We start from the raw sequence: 17,345 nt of genomic DNA, 5'->3' as shown, positions 1-17,345 counted from the left end.
ACATGACCGCGACCTTGACCGAGCCCGCCGTCTTCTCCCCGCGACTGCGCGCCCTCAGCGCCGGAATGGTCGCGCTGAGCACGCTGGTGGCGTTCGAGTATCTGGCGGTGGCGACGGCGATGCCCGTCGTCGGGCGCGAGCTCGACGGCTACCACCTGTACGGGCTCGCCTTCAGCGGCGGCCTGGCCGCGGGAGTGATCGCGACGGTCGCCGGCGGGCGCTGGAGCGACGTGAAGGGACCCCGCGCGCCCCTGTGGACCGGGATCGCCGCGTTCATGGCCGGGCTCGTCGTCGCCGGGACGGCTCCCACCATGGAGGTCTTCCTCGCGGGGCGGTTCGTCCAGGGGCTCGGCGGCGGCCTGTTCAACGTCGCCCTCTACGTCCTGGTCGCCCAGGTGTATCCGGCGCAGGCGCACCCCAAGGTCTTCTCACTGCTGGCCGCCGCCTGGGTGCTGCCCTCGGTGGTCGGGCCCGCGATCACCGGCGTCGTCGCCGAGCAGCTGAGCTGGCGCTGGGTGTTCCTGGGCGTGCCGATGCTGGCGGCGCCGGCGGTGCTGGTCCTGTGGCGCGGCCTCCCGAGGCAGACCGCGCCGCCCGCGGAAACGGACGCGAACCGGGACTTCGCGCCGGCCCTCGCGTGGGGCGCGGTGGCCGCCTTGGGAGCAGCCCTGCTCCAGTACGGCAGCGGTGCCGCGTGGCCGGTGTCGTCGCTGGCGATCGTGGGGCTGGTGCTCCTCGTCGTCGCGCTGCCCCGGCTGCTCCCCTCGGGGACGCTGCGGGCGGCACGTGGCCTGCCGACCGTCGTCGCGCTGCGCGGGCTCGCGGCCGGGGCCTTCTTCGCCACCGAGGTCTTCGTCCCGCTCAGCCTGACGACCGAGCGCGGGCTCAGCCCGGCACAGGCGGGCGTCGCGCTCACCGGGGGCGCGCTCGCGTGGTCGCTCGGCTCGTGGATCCAGGGGCGCGGGAAGTTCGGCAGGGCGGTCGTGCTCCGCGTGGGCACGGCGCTGATCGCGGCCGGCATCGCGGTCACCGCTCTGGCCGTCTTCGACGGCGTCCCCGTGTTCGCCGCGTTCATGGGATGGGTCCTCGCCGGGTTCGGCGTCGGCCTCGTCTACCCGACGCTGTCCGTCCTCGTCCTGGAGTTGTCCGCGCCCGGCGAGGAGGGCCGCAACTCCGCGTCCCTGTCCATCGGGGAGTCCGCGTTCTCGATCGTCGCGGTCGCCGCCACGGGCGCGATCTTCGCGGGCTTCGGCGGCACTGTGGCCGTCTATCTGGCGTGCTTCGCGCTGCTCGCCGCGATGGCCGGGACGGGCGCCGCCATCGCCGGGCGTTTTGACCACACTCGCTGAGCGGGCACCATGGAGATCTGAAACAAGGGGGATTTCCATTGCCGCGCGTTCGGGAGCTCGAGATCTTCAGGATGACCCTGCCGTACGGCAGGCGCCCTGAGAGCGCTCTGGTCAAGTTCACCGACTACGGCGGCATGACCGGCTGGGGGGAGATCGTCCAGCCGTCACCCGAGAACCTGCTCGAGAAGTCGCTGCCCGCGCTGATCGGCGTCGACTGGGAGCACCCGTCCGAGCTGGGGCAGATCCCCGGAGGGGCGGCTGGCGACATGGCGTGCTGGGACCTGTGGGGGCGGATGAGCGGAGTCCCGCTCTCCCACGCTCTCGGCGGGACCCGCACCTCCCTGATCGCCACCGTCCGGGTGCCCGCCGACCGCTCGCTGGAGAGCATGGTCGCCCGGGTGAACCGCCACGTCGGCGGGGGCTACGCCCACGTCACGATCGACATCCACCCGGGCTGGGACGTGGAGCCGGTCCGCGCGGTCCGGGCCGCGTACCCGGGGCTGGCCATCGCGGTGGACGGCCGCGGCGCCTACACCGACATCGCCCAGCTCGAGGCGCTGGACTCCTATGACCTGGCCGCGATCCAGCGTCCGTTCGCGGATCTGCTGACCAGCGCGGAGCTGCAGGACCGGGTGAACGCGCCGGTCGCGGTGGAGGTCCACTCGGTGGCCGAGCTGGACGAGGCGGTCGGGGTGCACGCCGGTCGCGCGCTGCTGCTGCGGCCGTCGCGGTTCGGCTCGCTCGGCGCCGTGCGCGCCGCGCACGACCGGGCGGTCGAGGCGGGATGGGACATCGTCTGCATGGGCGGCCTCGGCGCGGGGCTGGCCCGAGCGGCGACCGTGGCCGTGGCCAGCCTGCCGGGATGCACGCTCCCGAGCGCAGTGGCCGAGCCGCCGCAGAGCGCCCAGGTCGTCGTGCCCCCGGTCGGCGCCTCGGGCGGCGTCGTCGCGATCCCGCTCACTCAGCCGGGCCTCGGCCACACCGTCGACGAGGCGCGGGTGCGCCGCCTGGCCCGGGAGTCCTTCCGGGTCTGACGGCCTCGGAGGGGGCCGTCACACGGCGCTGCAGCCCTCGCCTATGGCGGCGAAGGTCGGCGCGGGCTCGGCGACGACGGGCCGGTGGGGCGCGGCGTCGGGAGCCGCGGACTCGCTGAGAGCCTGGGCGGTGAGCGACCGGATCCGGGCCCAGTCGGGGGCGACCGTGCTGATCAGCGGCGGCATGAACTGCAGGCTCGTCACGCCGGCCTGCTTGACCTTCCAGGCGAGCGGCACCAGGTGCTCCAGCATGGGCCGGGGCACGTCGGTCCGGATGATCTCCTCGGTCGCCTCGGCCATCTGGCCGTAGTGCCTGAGCACGGCCGCCGGGTCCGCCTGCTGGAGCAGCGCGCCGAACACGCAGCGCTGGCGGCGCATGCGGTCGTAGTCGTCGCTGCCGGTGCGCGACCGGGCGTACCAGAGCGTGTCGGTGCCGTTCAGCCTGCGGGTCCCCGCGGCGACCGTCCCCTCGCCGTACGTGCCGTACGTGATGTCCCTGTCGACGCTGATGACCAGCCCGCCGAGCGCGTCGACGATCTTGGCGAAGCCCCAGATGTTGACCATCGCGTACCAGTCGATCCGGAGGCCGAGGATGTGGCCGACGGTCTCCTTCAGCACCTGGGCGCCCATGTCCGTGCGCCCGCCGAACAGTTCGGGATGGTCGTCGGCGTACTGCCACACCGAGTAGAGCAGGTCCTCGCGCCAGCCGGGCCGGGACTCCGGCAGGAGGAACCCGGACGGGAACCGCGCCGCCATCGGGCTGCCCGGCGGGAACCGCACGTGCTCGAGGTTGCGCGGCAGCCCCAGCAGCACGGTCCTCCCCGTGCGGACGTCGACGCTGGCCACGTTGATGCTGTCGGTCCTGATCCCGACGCGGCTGATGTCCCCGTCCCCGCCGAGCAGCAGCACGTTTATGCGGCTCCGGCCGGCCCACGGGTCCTCCGGCCTGACGGGCTCGCCGGGGATCTTCGGCTCGGTGAAGACCGTGTCGATCGTCCGTTCCGAGATCGCCGCGTACTCGGCGACGACGGTGAACGGCACGGCGACCAGGACGGCGAGCGTGCCGGTCGCCAGGCCCGCCACCACCTGCGCGCCCTGCGGCAGGCGCCCCGGGCGAAGCACCACGAACGAGTGCACGACCAGGCAGAGCCAGGCGACGCCGCCGACGAGGGCGGCCACGGTGATCTGCGTCAGCCAGGCCAGCGCCCGTCCCGCCAGGCCGGCGTCGGCGACCGCGGTCACCACGCAGAGGCAGGCCACGAGGGTCGCGTATCCGCCGAGCAGGGCGAACCCCGTGCGCCTCCAGCCGGCCCGGAGGTGGGCGGCGCCCGGCACGAGGGCCGACAGTGCGACCCAGCCGATCAGCGCGGCGGCTCTTCTCGACGAAACACCCCAGGAACGCATTTTCACATTGAAGCGGTCTGCCCCCGGATGTACTGAGGTGCGAATGACGCCTAGCGAGTCGCGACCCGCGGTTTGCCGGGACCCTGGGCGCTTGACCACTTCTTGTCCGTTAACCGACGCCGTTTACGATGTGCGCCGTGGACGACATCCTCGGCCCCGACTATGAGGCCATCACCCTGCCCATGGGCCGCGACGCCGAGGGCGAGGTCGTCGCGACGCTCGTGCGGCGGCCGGCGCCGGGATCCCGCCAGGCCGTCCTCTACCTCCACGGGTTCACCGACTACTTCTTCCAGACGCACCTCGCCGACCACTTCGTCTCCCAGGGGATCGGCTTCTACGCCCTCGACCTGCGGAAGTACGGACGTTCGCTGCTGCCGCACCAGACCAGGGGCCTCGTCGGCAGCGTCACCGAGTACTTCCCCGAGATCGACGAGGCCGTCCGCATCGTCAGGGAGGACTGCGACGAGCTGACGATCATGGCGCACTCGACCGGCGGGCTGATCGCCGTCCTGTGGGCCGACCGGATGCGGGGCCGCGGCCTGGTCGACGCCCTCGTCCTCAACAGCCCGTTCCTCGACCTCAACGTGCCCGCCGTCCTCAGGGGCGCCGCCGACGCGCTCGGCGGCCTGCTGGCCAAGCTGCCGCCGAAGACCGTGCTCCCTCTCGGCGTCGCCACCGCGTACGGCACGAGCCTCCACCGCGACCACCGGGGGGAGTGGGACTACGACCTCGAGTGGAAGCCGCTCGAGGGCTTCTCCGTCCACGCCGTCTGGCTGGCGGCGATCCGGCGGGCGCACCGGCGCCTCCACGCGGGGCTGCAGGTGGACGTGCCGGTGCTCGTGCTGGCGGCCGAGCAGAGCCTGAGGGCCCGTGACTTCGTCCCGGGGGCGCACGGCGCCGACGTCGTCCTCGACGCCGAGCAGATCGCCCGCTGGTCCACCCGGATCGGCCCGCACGTGACCTGCGTCCGCGTGCCCGGGGGCATGCACGACCTCGTCCTGTCGGCGGAGCCGGTGCGCAAGCGGGTGCTCGCCGAGATCGACCGCTGGACGGCCTACGCCTACCAGGGGAAGGCGTACAGCCCGAAGTAGGCGGCGGTCAGCAACAACAGGCCCGTGCCGCCGAGGACGCCGATCAGGACGTTCTTCTGCCAGCGGCTCGGCTTCCAGCCGTCCCGCAGGCCGCTGAGCACCGCCGCGGCCACGGCCACCTCCTGCAGGAGCATCACGACCGCAAGCAACCGCACGACGAGCCACCCGGCCTGTACGGCGGGCCACGCCCCCGCCTGATTGACCGAGAACAGCACGATCAATGTGATGAACGCGACGACGGCCGCCAACTCTCCGGCGCCGGTCCACGCCATCCGGCGCAGCCGGCGCCGCACGGCCGGCCAGATGTCGACCACCGGAGCCTGCAGGTGCGTGTCGCGTCCCCGGATCCGGACGACCATCTCGGTGACCGGCGCCGCCACGTAGCCGACGGCGGCCAGGAAGATGGTCAGCCACAGGATCGTGCCGCCGCCGTACCACGGGGCGGCCGGCACGTCGCTCGCCTCGAACCGCTGCACGGGAGTCGCGCCCGCGATCGGGACCGCGGGCTTGGCCGTACGGGGAAGGTCCTTGATCCAGTTGGCCAGGGTGGGCAGGTAGTCGGGGACGAACGGGCCGCCCGACATCCTCATGGCGTGGTCCGCGCCCGCGAGGAAGCGGATCGTGTAGTCGGGGTTCCCGGCCTTCTGTAGCGCGCCGGTCAGCGTCTCCGTGCTCTCCACGAAGGGGATGGAGGGGTCGGTCGTGCCGTACAGGGCGAGGACGGGCTGCTTCATGCCCTGGAGCGCGGGCACGCCGTCGTGACGCAGGAAGTCGAACCCCACGCCGCCCATCGCGCGGGTCAGCAGATCACGCACCCCGGACGGGGCGTGCAGGCGCAGCAACTGCTCGTTCAGCGCCCAGGCGACCTGCCGCAGGGGGGAGACGTTCGGCGACGACACCAGGACGACGTACGCCACGTCACTGGAGGCGGCGGCGATCGGGACCACCCAGCCGCCCTCGCTGACGCCCCACAACCCCGCCCTGGCGGGATCGACGTCGGGCCGTTGCAGGAGCGTGCGCAACATGCGCAGCGCGTCGTCGGCGAGCAGGGAGAAGTCGCGCTGCCGGAAGTTGTAGCCCACCGTGCGCTTGTCATAGGAGAGGGTCACGATGCCCGCCCTGGCGAGCCACTCCGACTGGCTGGCGAACTCCGAGCCGCTGCCCGATCCCGAGCCCTGGACGAACACCATCGCCGGGTGCCTGCCGGGAGACACGGGCGACCTGATCGTGGCCGTCAGCGTCTCGTCCTCGGCGGCCACCTCGACGTGCTCGGTCCTGACCGGCGTCGAGGTGTCCACCGGCCTCGTCTCCGACGCCGGCTGGGCGGGCAGGTCGCTGAACTCGGGAGACGCGGCCAGGAGCGGGGGATCGAACGCCGGAGGGGACAGCACGTAGCCGATCGCCGCCAGTACGACCAACAGCACACCCGCCGCGAGACCCAGCGTGCTCCGGCCGACGTTCATGGGCCGCTCCCCGGTTGATCATCCTCTACCGAGTCCAGGCTAAGTCATTACTCGTTTCATGGCCCGGATGGATTTGGGATCAGTGGGACCACGTTTGTCGGAGGGACCTGTTAGCTTCCTGCGACATGCGTGTCCTGCACACTTCCGACTGGCATCTCGGCCGGTCGTTCCACCGGGAGAGCCTGCTGAGCGCCCAGGCCGCCTTCGTGGAGCACCTCGTCGAGACCGTCAGGGCCGAGCGGGTCGACGTCGTGGTGGTCTCCGGCGACGTCTACGATCGGGCGCTGCCGCCGGTCGACGCGGTCGCCCTGTGCGACGAGGCGCTCGGCCGGCTGAAGGCGGAGGGCGTGCACACGGTTCTGATCAGCGGAAACCACGACTCGTCCGTACGGCTCGGCTTCGGCGCCGGCCTCATGGAGCGGGTGCACCTGCGGACCGACCCGGCGCGGGCCTGGGAGCCGGTCGTCATCGGCGACGTGGCCTTCTACGGCATCCCCTACCTGGAGCCCGAGCTGGTCAGGGGCCCCTGGGAGCTGGCCGAGCGCACCCACACGGCCGCGATCACCCATGCCATGGAGCGCATCCGCGCCGACCGCCACGGGCGGCGGAAGGTCGTGCTCGCCCACGCGTTCGTCACCGGCGGCGAGGCGAGCGACAGCGAGCGGGACATCAGCGTCGGCGGGGTGTCCCACGTGCCGCTGGCCGCCTTCGCGGGCGCCGACTACGTGGCGCTCGGCCATCTGCACGGGCGTCAGGTGATGAGCGAGACCGTGCGCTACTCGGGATCGCCGATCGCCTACTCCTTCTCCGAGGCGGGCCGGCGTAAGGGGTCGTGGCTGGTGGATCTCGACGCCGCCCGGACCGAATTCGTCCCCGCCCCCGTTCCCCGGCCCGTCGGCACGTTGAGCGGCCGTCTCGACGACCTGCTGACCGACGCCCGTTACGCGGACCGCGAGGATCACTGGCTCCAGGTGACCCTCACCGACCCGGCCCGTCCGCGCGAGGCCATGGAGCGCCTGCGGCGCAGGTTCCCGCACACGCTGGCGCTGGCCTTCAGGCCCGACGGCCCGGTGTCCGCGCCCGCCCGGCCGCCCGCCGCAGCGGGACGGGCCGAGATCGACGTGGCCGCCGACTTCGTCCGCGAGGTCCGCGGCGAACCGGCCGACGACGAGGAGATCCGCCTGCTCGGGGAGGCCGTCCAGGCCTCCCGGATCAAGGAGAGCCTGTGAGACTGCACCGGTTGCGGCTGGAGGCTTTCGGGTCCTTCCCGGGAAGCGAGGAGGTCGACTTCGACGCGCTCGGCGAGGCGGGGCTCTTCCTGATCCACGGCGCGACGGGTGCCGGCAAGACGACCGTGCTCGACGCGGTCTGCTACGCGCTGTACGGGCGGGTGCCCGGCCGGCGGGACAGCGCCCGCAGTCTGCGCTGCGACCATGCCCCGCCCGAGCGGGGGCCGGTCGTCACGCTGGAGGCGACGATCCGGGGGCGGCGGTTGCGCGTCACCCGGTCACCCGCCTGGATGCGGCCCAAGCAGAGGGGAGAGGGCCTGGTCGAGGAGAAGGCCAAGGTCGTCGTGGAGGAGTTCACCGGCACGTGGATCGGGCGGACCACCCGCGCCGACGAGGCCGGTCACCTGATCGGCGAGCTGCTCGGGATGAACGCCGAGCAGTTCTGGCAGGTCGCCATGTTGCCGCAGGGAGACTTCGCCTCTTTCCTCCAGGCGGACGGCGACGACCGCCGCAGGCTTCTCGAGAAGCTGTTCTCCGTCAAGATCTACACCGACGTCGAGACGTGGCTGGCCGACCACCGCACGCGCACCGGGCGCGAGCAGCAGGAGCTCCGCCAGCGGGCCGACTCCGTCGTCGACCGCATGCGCGGGGCCGCGGGCGCGCATCTCCCCGTGCCGGACGACGAGCCCGAGGCGGTCGTCGGTCTCGCCGCCGCCGCCTTCGAGCGCGAGACCGCGGCATGGACGGGGAGCGAGGCCCGGCTGCGCACCGCCCGGGACCGGCTTCAGGAAGGCCGGGCGCTGGCCGAGCGCCGGCGCAGGCACGCGGACGCGCTCGCCAGGCGCGAGGCACTGGACGGCGCCGCCGAGGAACGGGCGGACATCCAGGCCATCCTCGACGACGCGGCCAGGGCCGCACAGGTGCTGCCGCTGATCCGCCAGGCGGAACAGCGGTCCGAGGCCGCGGCCAAGGCGCAGCGGCTGGCCGCCGATGCCGTGAGCCGCGCGTTGCCGGGGGAGGAGCCGCCCGGCGAGGAGCTCCTGGCCGCCATGGAGCGTGAGCGCCTCGACGAGATCGCCCGCGTGCGGCAACTCCTTCCCGAGGAGACCCGCCTGCGGCAGGTCCGCGCCGACCTCGACGCCGGCCGGCGCAGGCTCGTCGCTCTCGAGGAGCGCGGCGCCGCCCTCACCGGACGCCTCGCCGCGTTGCCCGACGGCCGGCGTGAGGCCGAGAGGCTGCTCGACGAGGCGCGCCTGGCGGCGGCGGGCGTCCCCGGGCTGGTGGCCGCGCGGGACGGTGCGGCGCGGGCCGCCGAGGTGACGCGGCGGATCGGCGTGCTGGAGACGGAGCTCGAGGCGCTCACGGAAAACGAGCAGGCGATCCTCGCCACCGCTCGGGCCCCCCAGCCGGGGCCGGCGACCGCCGGGATTCCGGCGCTGGAGGCCGCCGCGCGGCTGGCCCGGGAGCTCGAGGCGGCCGAGCGCGCCAGGCACGCCGCGGTCGACGAGGCGCAGGCGGCGCGCGATCGGCTGCAGGAGGTGCGCCGCGCCCGGATCGAGGGCATGGCCGCCGAGCTGGCGGCATCCCTCGTCGAGGGTGAGCCGTGCGCGGTGTGCGGGTCGGCCGACCATCCCGCGCCTGCCGCGCCCGCCGGCCGGGCGTTGAGCGGCGACGACGAGCAGGCGGCACAGGACGCCTTCGAGCGTGCCCGCCTGGCCCGCGAGAGGGCGGAGGCGCGCTGCGCCGAGTGGTCGTCGCGACTCGCCGGCGAGCTGCGCGACCAGGTGGCCCTGGCCGGCCGACGCGTGGCCGAGACCACGACGGCGCTCGCCGCGTTGCGGGAGGAGACGGAGCACCTCGCCGGCGACGCCGGAGACCTCGATGAGGCGGAACGGAATCTGCGGCACGCCGAGCAGGCGGCGGCCCGGGTGCCCGAGCTGGCGGACCGCGCGGCCCGGCTGGCCGCCGAGCTCGACGAGCTGTCGGTGCTGGCTCAGAAGGTCGCGATCGAGGCGGCGGACACCCGGGCGCGGGACGAGCAGCTGACCGCCGACGCGGGCAGGCTCGCCGCGCTGGTGGACGCCGCCAGAAGCGACGACGCGTCCCTGGCGGCCCGGCTCGACCGGCTCACCGACGAGGCCGCGCTCCTCAGGGACGCGGGTGAGGCGACGCGCGCCGCCGTCACGGCGGAGGGAGAACGGCGGGCCGCGCTCACCCGGGCCGTCGAGGCCGCGACCGGTGCGGGCTTCGCCGGGATCGAGCACGCGGGGGCGGCGGTTCGCGCGCCGGCCGACCTGGAGGCGATGGCCGAGCGCCTCAGGTTCCTCGACGGCGAGGAGGTGGCGGTCGGGCGGCTGCTCGCCGACCCCGAGCTCGTCGCCGCGGCGGCCGAACCCGCGCCGGACCTCGTGACTCTGGCGCGCGAGCACGACCAGGCCGACCGGGAGCACGGCGCCCGCACCTCGGCCAGGGATCTCGCGGGGGAGACGGCCACCCGGCTCACGGCCCTGGCGGCGGAGCTGCGCGACGCCCTCGCCCGCTATCGCCCCGCCGCCGAGCGGCACCGGCTCGCCCGGAGGCTCGCCGAGCTCGCGGGCGGCACCTCAGCCGACAACCAGTGGCACATGCGGCTGTCGTCGTTCGTGCTCGGTGAGCGGCTCAGGCAGGTGGTCGAGGCCGCCAACGAGCGGCTCGGGCACATGTCGTCAGGGCGCTACCTGCTCCAGCACGACCTGCGCCGGGCCGCGGGCGACCGGGGCCGATCGGGCGGCGGGCTGGGCCTGCGCGTCCTCGACGCGTGGACCGGCGTCGACCGGGACCCGGCCACGCTGTCCGGCGGGGAGAGCTTCATCACCTCGCTCGCCCTCGCGCTCGGACTGGCCGACGTCGTGACGGCCGAGGCCGGCGGCGCCGAGATCGGCACCCTCTTCGTGGACGAGGGCTTCGGCACGCTCGACGAGGAGACGCTCGACGACGTGCTCGACATCCTCGACGGCCTGCGCGAGGGCGGCCGGGCGGTCGGCATCGTCAGCCATGTCGCCGAGTTGCGCGTCCGCGTGCCCGTTCAGCTGCGGATCGTCAAGGGCCGGGCGGGCTCGACCCTGGCGTGAGGGGGAGGCGTCAGAGGCCGGGGATCCACCGGACCGCGAGCAGGTAGGTGCCGCTGACGAGGGAGACCGCGGAGACGAGGAGGAACAGCAGCACCCAGAAGGTTCCGGGCACCCGGGTGAGGCGGGCGAGCTGGTCGGCGTCGGAGTCGGGCGCCCGGCCCCTGCGCCGCTTGCTCTGCAGTTCGAGGATCGGCCGCATGCCGCCCAGCAGCAGGAACCAGACCGCTCCGTACGCGGACACGGCCTGGGCGGTCGGGGGCGCGAACCAGGACAGGCTGAAGACGGCGCCGCCCACGGCGAGCAGGGCCACGGCGCCGTAGAGGTTCCGGATCTTGAAGAGCATGCACGCGAGCAGCAGGAGCACGGCCCACAGGAGCAACGTGATGTAGCCGTCGGCGACGAGCCAGGCGGCGCCGAACCCGATCAGCGACGGGGCGACGTATCCCGCGGCCGCGGTGGCCACCATCCCGATGCCTCTCGGGTTGCCCCGCGTGAGCGTCACGCCCGAGGTGTCCGAATGCAGCCGGATGCCCTGCAGCTTGCGCCGGGTCAGGACGGCCACCAGCGCGTGGCCTCCCTCGTGCGCGATCGTGATCAGCCCGCGGGAGACGTGCCACGACGGCCGGTAGACGATGACCGCGAGCGCGACGCAGCCGGACAGGACGATCAGCCAGAGCGGGGGCGCGACCTGTGTCGCGGTCAGCTCGTTCCAGAGGGCGTTCAGGTGGGCCACCTCCGCGGGGAATCGTACGGCCTCCGGGCGCTTCGTGGTGCCGAGGCTCTACCGTCTATGTGTGGCTGAGCGTGGAATACGTGGATTACGTGGCTTGATGCGGTTGAAGGCGGAACACGCCCCCGAGCATTCGATGGATCCCCGGTCGGCCGACGAGGAGCCGGCCCGGGAGAGCGTGGTCGACAACGCGATTTATCTCGCCGGCAGACGGGTGGACTCGCCGCCGTCGATGGCCGCCGCGATCACGTCGTTGCGGTCCCGTCCCGGAGCCATGGCGTGGATCGGCCTCTACCGGCCGGAGGACACGGAGCTGGCGAAGGCGTCCGAGGAGTTCGATCTGCACGAACTCGCGATCGAGGACGCGATCGTCGCCCATCAACGGCCGAAGGCCGACCGCTACGGCCAGACGCTCTTCGTGGTCCTCCGGGCGGCGCGGTACCTCGACCAGGAGGAGAAGGTCGAGTTCGGCGAGCTGCACGTCTTCATCGGGCCCGACTTCGTGCTCACCGTGCGGCACAGTGAGGCGCCGGACCTGTCGCGGGTGCGCCGCCGGATGGAGTCGAACCCCGACCTCCTGCGCCAGGGCCCGCAGGCGGTGCTGTACGCGATCCTCGACGCGGTGGTGGACGGCTACGCGCCCGTGGTCGCCGGCCTGCAGAACGACATCGACGAGATCGAGGTCCAGGTCTTCGGCGGCGACCCGGCCGCGCCCCGGCGCATCTACGCGCTGTCCCGCGAGGTCATCGAGTTCCAGCGCGCGACCAGCCCCCTGGTGGGCATGCTCGACGGGTTCATCGCCGCCTCGCCCAAGTACGGCGTGGACGAGGAACTGCAGAGCTACCTTCGTGACGTCTCGGACCACGCCATCACCGTGACCGAGCGGGTGGCGGTGTTCCGGCAGATGCTCCAGGACATCCTGATCGTCAACTCGACCCTGGTCAGCCAGGCCCAGAACGAGGAGATGACCAAGCTCACCGCCGCCAGCATCGCCCAGGGCGACGAGGTCAAGAAGATCTCGGCGTGGGCGGCCATCCTGTTCGCGCCGACGCTGGTCGGCACCATCTACGGCATGAACTTCGACCACATGCCCGAGCTGCACTGGTTCCTCGGCTACCCGTTCGCCGTCGTGCTCATGGGCGTGGTCTGCATGACGCTCTACCTCGTCTTCAAGCGCCGCGACTGGCTCTGATCTCCCAAGGCACCGTAAAAAGTGCCTTGCTCTGTCAACTATCTAGATATATCTTTACGCTATCTCGATAGTTGAGGAGAAGGAGATGTACGAAGACGAGCACGCGCACTGGACGGCCGCCCTCCCGCCGCCCCACCCAGGGCTCCCCCCGCTGCCGCCGATGCCTCCGCCACCCCCCGTGCCACCGCACTTCGCACCCCGTGTACGGCGCGGCGACGTCAGGATCGCCCTGCTCCGGCTGCTCACCGAAGAGCCGCGCAACGGCTACCAGATGATCGAGGAGATCTCCCGGCGCAGCGGCGGCGTGTGGCGGCCGAGCCCCGGGTCCGTCTACCCCGCCCTTCAGCAGCTGGAGGACGAGGGGCTCGTCCGGGGCGAGGAGTCGGGCGGCAGCCGTACCTATCGGCTGACCGACAAGGGCCGTGAAAACGCGGACGAGAGCGCCGAGCCGTGGGCCGACGTGGTCCGCAGCCTCCCCGAGGACCGGCACGAGCTGCGGCTGCTGTGGGGCCAGCTCGGCGAGGCGTTCATACACCTCACGCATGTGGCGGACGACCGCCAGGTCGCCGAGACGAAGAAGCTCCTCCGGAGCACCCGCCAGGCGATGTTCAGGATTCTCTCGGAGGGCGAGTGATGGATGCCGCGGTGGCCGTGAAAGGCCTGAAGAAGACGTACGGAAAGGTCGAGGCGGTGAAGGGGGTCGACTTCGAGGTCGCCCCCGGTGAGGTGTTCGGCTTCCTCGGGCCGAACGGCGCCGGCAAGACCACGACGATCAGCATGCTCTGCACGCTGATCAACCCCACGGGCGGCACCGCGACGGTGGCCGGGCACGACGTCGTGTCCCAGCGCGACCGGGTCCGCCAGAACATCGGCCTGGTCTTCCAGGACCCGACGCTGGACGGATACCTCACCGCCGAGCAGAACCTGCGCTTCCACGCGGAGCTGTACGGCGTGCCCAGGTCGGTGGTCGACGACCGGCTCAGGCAGGTCATGGAGATGGTCGCCCTCTGGGACCGCAAGGACAGCAAGGTCATGACCTTCTCCGGCGGCATGAAACGGCGGCTGGAGATCGCCCGCGGCCTGCTGCACTCGCCGCGGGTGTTGTTCCTCGACGAGCCCACCGTGGGGCTCGACCCCCAGACCCGGTCCGCCATATGGGGATATATCAACAAATTACGTCTGACTGAGGACATCACGATCTTCATGACGACGCACTACATGGAGGAAGCCGAGTTCTGCGACCGGATCGCGATCATCGACCACGGCGAGATCGTGGTGATCGACTCCCCGGAGGCGCTCAAGGCGAGCATCGGCAAGGACCGGGTCCAGCTGCAGACGGGTGACGACGAGAAGACGATCGCCCTGCTGAGGGACCGCTTCGACATCGAGGCCGCCGTCCACGACGGCCAGGTGACCTTCGCCGTCGTGGACGGCGAGTCGTTCGTGCCGCGGCTGTTCGCCGATCTCGGGCTGCCGATCCGGTCGGTCAGCGTGTCCCGCCCGTCGCTCGACGACGTCTTCATGTCCTACACCGGCTCCACGATCCGCGACGCCGAGGCCGGCGACGGCAACGCGTGGATGCGTGCCATGGCCCGAGGAAGGTGAACCGATGACCGCCGAAGTGGCCGGGGTGCGCGTGCCCCCGATGACCGGCTCGCACGACCTTCGTGCGATCAAGGTGGTGCTCCACCGGGAGCTGCTGCGGTTCGTGAACGACCGCACCCGCATGATCACGATGCTCATCCAGCCGATCCTGTGGCTGTTCGTCATGGGGACGGGGCTGGGCACGCTGGTGCGCGGGGTGATCCCGGGCATCGACTACCGCACGTTCATGTACCCGGGCATGATCTCGATGACCGTGATCATGACGGCGATGTTCTCCGCCGGCTCGATCGTCTGGGACCGCGAGTTCGGCTTCCTGCGCGAGATGCTCGTCGCCCCCGTGAGCCGGGGCGCGATCGTGGTCGGAAAGTGCTTGGGCGGCGCCGTCGTCGCGACCGCGCAGGGCGTGATCATCCTCGCCATGGCCGGTCTCGTCGGCGTGCCGTACTCGCCGACCCTGCTCGTCACCCTGCTGGGGGAGATGTTCCTCGCTGCTTTCACGATCACGGCGTTCGGCGTGCTGCTCGCCGCCCGGATGCGGAACATGCAGTCGTTCTTCGGGGTCATGCAGATGGCGATCATGCCGATGATGTTCCTGTCGGGCGCCATGTTCCCGCTGGCCAACCTGCCCTCGTGGCTGCACGTCCTGACCACGGTCAACCCCCTGACCTACGCCGTCGACCCGATGCGGCAGGCGGTGTTCGGCCGGCTCGACGTGCCCGCACAGGTCGACGCGCTGCTCAATCCGGGAGTGACCTGGTTCGGCTGGCGGCTGCCGGTCATCCTGGAGATCGGCCTGGTCGCCGCCATCGGCGCCCTCCTGCTCGGGGTGGCGATCACCCAGTTCAGGCGTGCGGAGTGAAGAAGATCTGAACGGACTCATCACTGTGCGGGACGGAGCGTGCATCCTGCGACATAATCGGGCTTGTGGTGCGGGACGCTGTGGAGATTCATTTCGCCGAGGCCGTCGGTGCTCTGACACCGGGACCCCCTAGGGATCCGAGCCTGCCGGTGCGATCGGGGACGGCCCTCACAGGCACGCGGTGCCGCGAGCTGTTCGAGGTGCAGCTGGCCAGCCGGCTCCTCGACGTCGCCGCCCGGGTCCTGCGGGAGCGGGGCGAGGGCTTCTACACGATCGGGTCGGCCGGGCACGAGGGCAACGCGGCGGTCGCCGCCGCCCTCCGCGTGTCCGACCCCGCTCTCCTGCACTACCGGTCAGGCGCGTTCTACCTGACCCGGTCCGCACAGGCCGGACGACTGGCCGAGGAAGGGCTGCGTGACGTCCTCCTCGGCCTCGCCGCGTCGTCCGAGGAGCCGATCGCGGGCGGCCGGCACAAGGTGTTCGGCCACCACGACCTCGCGGTGATCCCGCAGACGTCCACGATCGCGAGCCACCTCCCGCGTGCGGTCGGCGTCGGCTTCGCCATCGAACGCGCCAGGAGCCTCGGCGTGCCGTCGGGGTGGCCGCACGACGCCATCGCCGTCTGCAGCTTCGGCGACGCCTCCCTCAACCACGCCTCCGCCCTGAGCGGGTTCAACACCGCCGCCTACAGCCAATTCCGCGGGCTCCAGCTCCCCGTCCTGTTCGTCTGCGAGGACAACGGCCTCGGGATCAGCGTGAAGACGCCCCCGGGCTGGGTCGAGCAGGCGCGGCACCCACTGCTCGAGTACTTCGACGCGGACGGCTGCGACCTGCCCGACGTCTACGACACGGCCCTCCGGGCCGCCGAGCACGTGCGGTCGACCCGTTCGCCCGCGTTCCTGCGCATGCGGACGGTCCGGCTGATGGGCCACGCCGGCTCCGACGTGGAGATCGCCTACCGGACCCGCAAGGAGATCGCCCTCGACCTGGAGCGCGACCCCCTCGTGGCCACCGCGCGGCTGCTCGTCGAGGGCGGCCTCGCCGTACCCGACGAGTTGCTGGCCCGCTACGAGGCCGAACGCGAGCACATCGTCAAGCTGGCGATGGAGTGCACCCGCCGGCCGCGCCTCACCACCGCGGAGGAGGTGATGGCGCCGCTCGCCCCGCGCGACCCCGAGGCCGTCTCCGCCGAGATCGCGAGGGCGGCGCTCGGCGAGGTGCGGGAGCGGACGTTCGGCACGCTTCCCGAGCTGGAGGGCAAGCTCACGCTCGCCCAGGCCGTCAACAGGACCCTCGCGGACATGATGGCGCTGGATCCGGGCGTCATGGTGTTCGGCGAGGACGTCGCCAGAAAGGGCGGCGTGTACGGCGTGACCCGCGGCCTGCTGCGGAAGTTCGGCTCCGAGCGGGTCTTCGACACGCTGCTCGACGAGCAGGCGATCCTCGGCCTCGCGCTCGGCGCCGGGCTGTCGGGCATGCTGCCCGTCCCCGAGGTCCAGTACCTGGCCTACCTGCACAACGCGCTCGACCAGATCCGGGGGGAGGCCGCCACGCTGCAGTTCTTCTCGCAGGGGGCGTTCCGCAACCCGATGGTCCTCCGCGTGGCCGCGTACGCCTACCAGAAGGGCTTCGGCGGTCACTTCCACAACGACAACTCGATCGCCGCGCTCCGCGACATCCCCGGAGTCGTCGTCGCGTCCCCGGCCCGGCCCGACGACGCGGCGGCCATGTTGCGCACCTGCCTCACCGCCGCCCGCACCGACGGAAGCGTCTGCGTCTTCCTGGAGCCGATCGCGCTCTACCACACCCGTGATCTCTTCGACGAGGGCGACGGCGGATGGCTCGCGTCCTACGCGCCGCCCACCAGGTGGGCGGAGACCCATGTGCCCGTCGGCCGCGCGCGCTCGTACGGCGACGGCCGCGACCTCACGATCGTGACGTTCGGCAACGGCGTGCGGATGAGCCTGCGCGCGGCCGTGAAGCTCACGGCGGAGGACAAGGGCTGCCGGGTGCTCGACCTGCGGTGGCTGTCCCCCCTGCCCGTCGAGGACCTGATCCAGTCGGCGGAGCTCACCGGCAAGGTCCTGATCGCCGACGAGACCCGGCGCAGCGGCGGGGTCTCCGAGAGCGTGATCGCCGCGCTGATCGACAACGGGTTCACCGGGAAGATCGCCCGGGTGACCTCACGCGACAGCTTCATCCCGCTGGGCGACGCCTCCGGCACCGTCCTGCTCTCGGAGGCCGACATCGAGGACGCGGCCAGAAAACTGCTCGCCTGA

General features: G+C 72.1%; 13 protein-coding genes. 10 read left to right on the top strand and 3 right to left on the bottom strand.

What is annotated here, in order from left to right:
• The first annotated feature begins 2 nt into the window (after positions 1-2).
• On the top strand, positions 3-1,349 hold the full coding sequence (locus Pph01_RS38215) for an MFS transporter (RefSeq protein WP_204078129.1): 1,347 nt from the start codon (positions 3-5) through the stop codon (positions 1,347-1,349).
• Between the two features lie 38 nt (positions 1,350-1,387).
• Entirely contained in the window at positions 1,388-2,383 is a 996-nt protein-coding gene (locus tag Pph01_RS38210; RefSeq protein WP_204078128.1) for an enolase C-terminal domain-like protein, read from the top strand.
• Positions 2,384-2,401: 18 nt separating this feature from the next.
• On the opposite strand, the gene Pph01_RS38205 is transcribed toward Pph01_RS38210, so the two are convergent.
• The gene (locus Pph01_RS38205; RefSeq protein WP_204078127.1) at positions 2,402-3,787 is read right to left on the bottom strand and encodes an LCP family protein; all 1,386 of its coding nucleotides are present in this window, start codon (positions 3,785-3,787) and stop codon (positions 2,402-2,404) included.
• Positions 3,788-3,924: 137 nt separating this feature from the next.
• Between Pph01_RS38205 and Pph01_RS38200 the strand changes: the two genes are divergently transcribed.
• Positions 3,925-4,878 (top strand): alpha/beta hydrolase, encoded by a 954-nt coding sequence (locus tag Pph01_RS38200; protein ID WP_204078126.1) that lies wholly within the window; start codon positions 3,925-3,927, stop codon positions 4,876-4,878.
• On the opposite strand, the gene Pph01_RS38195 is transcribed toward Pph01_RS38200, so the two are convergent.
• Positions 4,848-6,341 (bottom strand): alpha/beta hydrolase family protein, encoded by a 1,494-nt coding sequence (locus Pph01_RS38195; protein WP_204078125.1) that lies wholly within the window; start codon positions 6,339-6,341, stop codon positions 4,848-4,850. The genes Pph01_RS38200 and Pph01_RS38195 overlap by 31 nt on opposite strands.
• A 125-nt stretch (positions 6,342-6,466) precedes the next feature.
• Here Pph01_RS38195 and Pph01_RS38190 point away from each other — a divergent pair, with 125 nt between their 5' ends.
• On the top strand, positions 6,467-7,570 hold the full coding sequence (locus Pph01_RS38190; RefSeq protein WP_204078124.1) for an exonuclease SbcCD subunit D: 1,104 nt from the start codon (positions 6,467-6,469) through the stop codon (positions 7,568-7,570).
• A complete protein-coding gene (locus Pph01_RS38185) occupies positions 7,567-10,680 on the top strand; it encodes an AAA family ATPase (RefSeq protein WP_204078123.1) in 3,114 nt (1,037 codons plus the stop codon). Before Pph01_RS38190 ends, Pph01_RS38185 begins: the two co-directional genes overlap by 4 nt.
• A 10-nt stretch (positions 10,681-10,690) precedes the next feature.
• Here Pph01_RS38185 and Pph01_RS38180 read toward each other — a convergent pair whose 3' ends face one another.
• Positions 10,691-11,404, bottom strand: a complete 714-nt coding sequence (locus Pph01_RS38180; RefSeq protein WP_204078156.1) for a M50 family metallopeptidase — start codon at positions 11,402-11,404, stop codon at positions 10,691-10,693.
• A 106-nt stretch (positions 11,405-11,510) separates the two neighbouring features.
• Between Pph01_RS38180 and Pph01_RS38175 the strand changes: the two genes are divergently transcribed.
• The 5 genes from Pph01_RS38175 to Pph01_RS38155 all read left to right on the top strand — a co-directional run bounded on the left by Pph01_RS38175 (position 11,511) and on the right by Pph01_RS38155 (position 17,345).
• Positions 11,511-12,602, top strand: coding sequence for a magnesium and cobalt transport protein CorA (locus tag Pph01_RS38175; protein ID WP_204078122.1), 1,092 nt, complete (start codon positions 11,511-11,513; stop codon positions 12,600-12,602).
• Between the two features lie 85 nt (positions 12,603-12,687).
• Positions 12,688-13,236 (top strand): PadR family transcriptional regulator, encoded by a 549-nt coding sequence (locus tag Pph01_RS38170; protein ID WP_204078121.1) that lies wholly within the window; start codon positions 12,688-12,690, stop codon positions 13,234-13,236.
• Positions 13,236-14,207, top strand: coding sequence for an ATP-binding cassette domain-containing protein (locus Pph01_RS38165; RefSeq protein WP_204078120.1), 972 nt, complete (start codon positions 13,236-13,238; stop codon positions 14,205-14,207). The genes Pph01_RS38170 and Pph01_RS38165 overlap by 1 nt, the downstream gene beginning before the upstream one ends.
• Before the next feature lie 4 nt (positions 14,208-14,211).
• Positions 14,212-15,066, top strand: coding sequence for an ABC transporter permease (locus Pph01_RS38160; protein ID WP_204078119.1), 855 nt, complete (start codon positions 14,212-14,214; stop codon positions 15,064-15,066).
• A 149-nt stretch (positions 15,067-15,215) separates the two neighbouring features.
• The gene (locus Pph01_RS38155; protein ID WP_239117331.1) at positions 15,216-17,345 is read left to right on the top strand and encodes a thiamine pyrophosphate-dependent enzyme; all 2,130 of its coding nucleotides are present in this window, start codon (positions 15,216-15,218) and stop codon (positions 17,343-17,345) included.

It is taken from the genome of Planotetraspora phitsanulokensis, assembly GCF_016863295.1.
GTDB lineage: Bacteria > Actinomycetota > Actinomycetes > Streptosporangiales > Streptosporangiaceae > Planotetraspora > Planotetraspora phitsanulokensis.
Note: the sequence above shows the minus strand (reverse complement) of the source record. Positions and strands in the feature narration are given on the sequence as shown.

What these genes read in the sequence shown, in the direction of transcription:
- Pph01_RS38215 (WP_204078129.1), top strand. Translation starts at nt 3, where the DNA reads ATGACCGCGACCTTGACCGAGCCCGCCGTCTTCTCCCCGCGACTGCGC.
- Pph01_RS38205 (WP_204078127.1), bottom strand. Translation starts at nt 3,787, where the DNA reads ATGCGTTCCTGGGGTGTTTCGTCGAGAAGAGCCGCCGCGCTGATCGGC.
- Pph01_RS38195 (WP_204078125.1), bottom strand. Translation starts at nt 6,341, where the DNA reads ATGAACGTCGGCCGGAGCACGCTGGGTCTCGCGGCGGGTGTGCTGTTG.
- Pph01_RS38190 (WP_204078124.1), top strand. Translation starts at nt 6,467, where the DNA reads ATGCGTGTCCTGCACACTTCCGACTGGCATCTCGGCCGGTCGTTCCAC.
- Pph01_RS38175 (WP_204078122.1), top strand. Translation starts at nt 11,511, where the DNA reads ATGCGGTTGAAGGCGGAACACGCCCCCGAGCATTCGATGGATCCCCGG.
- Pph01_RS38170 (WP_204078121.1), top strand. Translation starts at nt 12,688, where the DNA reads ATGTACGAAGACGAGCACGCGCACTGGACGGCCGCCCTCCCGCCGCCC.
- Pph01_RS38165 (WP_204078120.1), top strand. Translation starts at nt 13,236, where the DNA reads ATGGATGCCGCGGTGGCCGTGAAAGGCCTGAAGAAGACGTACGGAAAG.
- Pph01_RS38160 (WP_204078119.1), top strand. Translation starts at nt 14,212, where the DNA reads ATGACCGCCGAAGTGGCCGGGGTGCGCGTGCCCCCGATGACCGGCTCG.